General features: G+C 40.7%; 4 protein-coding genes. All 4 read right to left on the bottom strand.

Annotation, left to right across the window (positions count from 1 at the left end):
• The coding region (locus KGY70_16520) for a M28 family peptidase (protein MBS3776804.1) at positions 1 to 1,450 on the bottom strand (1,450 nt) is incomplete at its 3' end.
• 113 nt (positions 1,451 to 1,563) lie between these two features.
• Positions 1,564 to 2,010 carry an SAM-dependent methyltransferase gene (locus KGY70_16515; GenBank protein MBS3776803.1) on the bottom strand — a complete coding sequence of 149 codons (447 nt, stop codon included), beginning with the start codon at positions 2,008 to 2,010 and terminating at the stop codon, positions 1,564 to 1,566.
• A 97-nt stretch (positions 2,011 to 2,107) separates the two neighbouring features.
• Positions 2,108 to 2,875, bottom strand: a complete 768-nt coding sequence (gene hisF / locus KGY70_16510; protein MBS3776802.1) for an imidazole glycerol phosphate synthase subunit HisF — start codon at positions 2,873 to 2,875, stop codon at positions 2,108 to 2,110.
• A gap of 865 nt (positions 2,876 to 3,740) precedes the next feature.
• Entirely contained in the window at positions 3,741 to 4,829 is a 1,089-nt protein-coding gene (locus KGY70_16505) for a dienelactone hydrolase family protein (protein ID MBS3776801.1), read from the bottom strand.
• Between the last annotated feature and the right edge of the window lie 440 nt (positions 4,830 to 5,269).

Raw genomic sequence — 5,269 nt, 5'->3', positions numbered from 1 at the left:
ATCTGGTAGTTTTCATTCTTACCAGTTTCTTAATCAGTTTCATTTTTAACTTAAAACCTGAAAACTCAACCAGGCCAATGGATTCTCTGTTCATAAGGTCCGTTTTGCGGACTATATCTGCAACAGCACCTGCTACTTTCGGCAATCTATCTTCCATAACCCAGTCGAAATCATCCTCCTCATTGAGAAGGTATACTGGATTTGAGATTATATTCACCAGGGGTACTCCGGCTTCATACCAATCTCCACCATCAGTAGGTGGGTAATCTCCTAATGGCCCCTCAGGTGGTAATAAGAATACACGATCCACAGAATTACGCTTCACACTTTCCAATACAGCATGAACCATTCCGGAATTAAAAGGGACGAAGATTCCTGTTCCTTCAGGTTGACCACTAGAAATAAGTTCTCCTTTAGGATTTTCTATAGCTTCTTTTGCTATATGTTCAATGGATATTTCTATAGCTACTTTTGGTACAATATCCTTCATATGATCCCGGATAAAAGTGCGGGTACCAATGGAACCATAAAAATGACCTGCAGTAAAAAGAATCAATATTTTCCTCTTATTGTCTTTCTCTTTTGCAAAATGCTTTGCCAAAGCTAAAACTACAGCACACCCGGAGGCATCTTCTACCGGAGATTTGAACGGTGAATCATGATGACAGTGCAGAATTACTATTTCATCGCTCTGTCCGGCAATTTCACCCACTATGTTATTGGTGATTTCCGACTTATGTTCTCCGACATGGATCATTTTTACCCGAGTATTCCCTTTTTTTGCTAGCTCACGGAGCCTTGGGCCATACTCCCTGCTTACCCAGAAACCCGGTAACGGCTTATCCAGGATATTTTTTTCTTTAAAACCATATGGAGCATACATGCGATAAGATCCTCCCGGTTGATCTTTTAGAATTCCAATAAACCCAATGGCTCCATTTTTAATTGCCTTTCTGTAAAAGTGCCAGTTCTTTCTTACCCAGGTAGCCGGATGTTTGATATCAAGCATGGTACCCTCCGGATCATAACGTCCAAGTGAAAACTTTGAAATAAGTTTTACATCAAGCATAGGGAAACAAATATCAGTCAGAATGATCTTTCCTTTCCAATGACCACCCTGAATGATTTTTCCAGGATCAGCATAAACTAGGTTCCCTTCAATTCCCTTCTCCGGGGTATATGCACTGAAGGGTATCCATTGTACTTTTATTGGCTTAAATCCTTCCCCATCATCAACTTCGAGAACTGCTTTCTGAGTTTCCCTGTATTCTATAGGAATAGGTTCTTTATGAACATTTTCAATGCCGAAATCCCTCAATTGCTCCATCAAGAAATGTTCATTCTTTTGGCCGGCAGTGCTTCCTGCCCGCCGTGGACCAAAACTTGTCATTTTTTTGATCCATTCCGTCATCAGAGAAGTGTCAAATGAATTACTGCTGATGTTTTCCATGATTTCTCAAAATTTGTAGTTAATTATTTTCGAGATTGCTCATAACATTTCTGTAAACAGAAATCTGATTAAGTTTTTATTATCAATCATCATTGGCATAATTCATTACTTTGTCAGCTCTTCAGATCCAGCACGGGTGTGCCGTCAAAGGCATCTATGCCGTCAATCTCAATCACATTATCCTTAACGGAAATTACCCGGCACCGGGTGATGGCAATCAGGTTGGGACGAACCGGAGAATGGGTTGCAAATACACCGGTCAGCGGATTGGATGAATTTCCCCGGGGATGAACCTGCAGCACAGATCTATCTTCCGGATTGTCGTTTAGGTGAAACCACCAGACTACCGTCACATGAGACAATTTCTCAAACCTCAACAGCCCTGGCTCGTACTTTTTGTCCAGCACAATCGTGGTTTTTCCGTTCTCTTTCACCACCTTTCCGATGGGATAGACCTTGAAGTATTCCTCTTCGGCCTTGCTGTCGCTGGGTTGGTTATGCCCTGCAAACTGAAAAAAAGCCAGCAGAAGAATAACCCATAATAAACTGGTGCTTTTCATTTTTAAAGTTGGTTTATTTTTACACTAAATATATTGTCTTCGTATTTCTAATCAATGTTATACGCACTACCTACCTTTTAGATCTCCTTTGTTGATTCTAACCCAGATTAACTTCCAACCCCCTCTCCTTAAGATATTTTTTTACCTCCCTGATACTTAAAGTACGATAATGGAAAACAGAAGCAGCCAGCAGGATTTGTGCTCCGCCTTTTGCTGCTCCCTCATAAAAATGTTCCGGTTTTCCTGCTCCACCTGAAGCGACCACAGGCAATTCCACTGCATCGGAAATGGCCTTTGTGTATTCAATATCATATCCGTCTTTTGTGCCATCTGCATCCATACTGGTTGGCAAAATGATACCTGCACCCAGTTCCTGACATTTCTTTGCCCATGCTACAGCATCTTGTCCAACCGGTTTTTTACCTCCGCTAATTACCAATTCAAAACCCGATGGCATTTCGGAATTTCTTCTGGCATCTATGGCAATTGTAATTTTATCTGAACCAAATTGATGGGCTGCCTTTTTTATTAGGCCGGCATCCTTGACAGCAGCACTGTTCATTGAAACCTTATCAGCGCCTGCTTCCAATACCATCTCAATATCCTCAAGGGAGGATATTCCTCCACCAACTGTCAGCGGAATGTCAATAACAGATGAAACATTTCTGACCCATTCGAGTCTTGTACCCCGATTTTCAATGGTAGCCGCAATATCAAGCATGGCTAGTTCATCGGCTCCTTCTTTTTGATAGAAAGCTGCGTTTTCAACCGGATCACCAGCATCTTTAATATCCACAAAATGAACCCCTTTTACTACCCGTCCGTCTTTCATATCCAGACAAGGCATGATTTTTACATTTTTCATGATTTCTCCCATATTTTTAGATAGATAAATATTCGACATTCGAAATAAGAGTCCCGTCTAAAAAGCTTGTTTCCGCCACCAAAACACAAAAACACAAAATTACACTAAAAACAAAATACCGAATATTTCTTTTTTGTGGGTTTTAGTGTTTTGGAGTTTTAGTGGCATCTTCTTAGTTTAACACTTTTTAGACTGAACTCAAATAATATTTACCAAATTTAATGTTTTATTGCAAAATGTAGAAATATTTTCGTTTCTATAGATTTCATTAGTATAGCAGTTTGTTTAAGTTATTAATTTCTATATTAATGAAAATGTATCATATAAGTAATTCAGTAAAATACCCATGGAACCTTCATAATTTATACATCCGCCTTTTGTGTCCATTTTGGGCATGAAGGTTTCATTTTGGCAACAGTTTATTAAAGGTTTGAATTCCAATTTGATTTACATGGTAAATTCATTAGCGTAACAGTTTATTAAAAAATTGAATTTCAAATTGATATATATACCAAATTCAGAAACTCTGCTCGTATTACCATGGAACCCGCATGTTAATCATATTCTTGTTGTGCAGGTTCCTGCATGCGGGTTTCATTCGTGTAAAGCTTAATTATAGGTTTATAGTTCAATTAAAAAATATCGTAAAGTTCGAATGTTGTGCTTACCCTCCATGGAACCCGCATGCTTTATTCATTGCCTTGTTGTGAAAGTTCCTGGATGCGGGTTTCATAAACTCTGCCTGTATTGCCATGAAATCCGCATGTTACTCACGCTCTTGTTGCGAAGGTCCCTGGATGCGGGATTCATGGGAGTCAATGATGATAAGCTGCTGGAATAGGACTTCTAACCATTGGATTATATGTTAACCGGTTTTAAGATGCCGGGCGAAACACGTTTTTACCTTCTGCCACATTGCCTGGGAAAGGACATGGCCCTTATCGGGTTCAATGAAAGAGGTAAAATTCCCGGCGGCCCCTTCCCTTTTGTACACTGCTTCAATGCGTTTCAAACCCTTTTTAACAAATTCGACAGGACTGCCGTGGTCGGCTTCCCCGAAATTCAGATGAAGGGGCCTTGGCGCAATCAGGGATGCAATTTCCGGGGTATCGCCATACTTTTTCCATCCGGGTACAAAATTGGGAAAACAATGTAAAAGGTGTTCCGCTTCAATGGCATCATAGGTTGGCAGGCAGCAGTTTCCAACAACACACTTAAGTCGGGGCTCCAGCGGACCAACCAGCCATGAATGGGTTGATCCCATTGAATGTCCATAGCAGCCGATAAGATCCCCGTTTACCTCAGGCCGCTCACTCAGCAAGGTGATGGATTGCTTCATGTCAAGGATGTTTTTCCATGCAAGGCTCCTGCCACGGACGACTTCACGGAGAAATTCGAACCGCTCGTATTTCCCGCCATCCAGTTTTCCGGTAGGATCCTGACGCTCCTCAAAGCATAATGCATCAGGGCATAGTACCACATAACCTTCCCGGACGAGGGAAACACCTGTATGATGCATGGGATTTCCTTCCAGGCCTGCAGGTTCTGATTTTCCCAGGTGATATTGTCCGGCATGTTGATGCCAGACAGCAATTCCCGGAGCAGGATTATCTCCGGTGGCAGTATCCGGAACCAGCAACAGTGCCGGTATGCGCTCACCGGGTTGCACCTCATAGGTAAGGGATTCGATCCGGTAACCATCCTTTTGCAGGGTCTCCCTTAATTCAGGTTTCAAAGGTGGAAATTCAGGGAATTCGCCACCGAGGCACTCAAGGTATTTGGCCCGTAGTTCATCCAGGCCGGAAACTGTAGTTTTACTCTTCTTATCCGGGGAACTGCAGGCATTTTGCAGCACAGTTCCTCCAGAAAGGACTCCGAAACCAAGCAAAAGCTGCGTCTTAAGAAAGTTGCGACGACCAACCGGAAATCTCTTTGAATGTGACTTTTGTTTCATATTTACTTTTTATTGATTTAATAGCTGCAATTGTCAGGATTTTGTTATTATCCCTTATATTCAGACTTAAGCTATATTTATAATAGCTTAAGCTGCAAGACCAAATTATCAATCTTTTTATGATAATCCTAACCCAGATAAACTGGAAATCCAAATTTCTAAATCCTAAACAAATACTAATGTTCAATCTGGCAGTTGCCAGAGATCAAAACATCTTATTCAAACTTAATTAAAATAGAACCAAAGATTTTCATGAGTGCTCTTTGTCTATTGGGTTGTTTTGAAATTTCTTTGTTTGGTCATTTGACATTGTTTAGAATTTCGAAATTAGATATTAGAATTTCATTTTCTGCCAAAAAATGCAAGAAAATAAAAAGTAAGGTACTAATTGTAATATGTTTTTTGCCACTGAATATTTGGAAATGCATTTCTTTTATCCG

The sequence above is a fragment of the Bacteroidales bacterium genome (assembly GCA_018334875.1).
In the GTDB taxonomy this organism is placed as follows: Bacteria; Bacteroidota; Bacteroidia; order Bacteroidales; family UBA12077; genus JAGXLC01.
Note: the sequence above shows the minus strand (reverse complement) of the source record. Positions and strands in the feature narration are given on the sequence as shown.

Coding starts and splice junctions, on each gene's coding strand:
- KGY70_16515 (MBS3776803.1), bottom strand. CDS start 2,010: ATGAAAAGCACCAGTTTATTATGGGTTATTCTTCTGCTGGCTTTTTTT.
- KGY70_16505 (MBS3776801.1), bottom strand. CDS start 4,829: ATGAAACAAAAGTCACATTCAAAGAGATTTCCGGTTGGTCGTCGCAAC.
- hisF (MBS3776802.1), bottom strand. CDS start 2,875: ATGAAAAATGTAAAAATCATGCCTTGTCTGGATATGAAAGACGGACGG.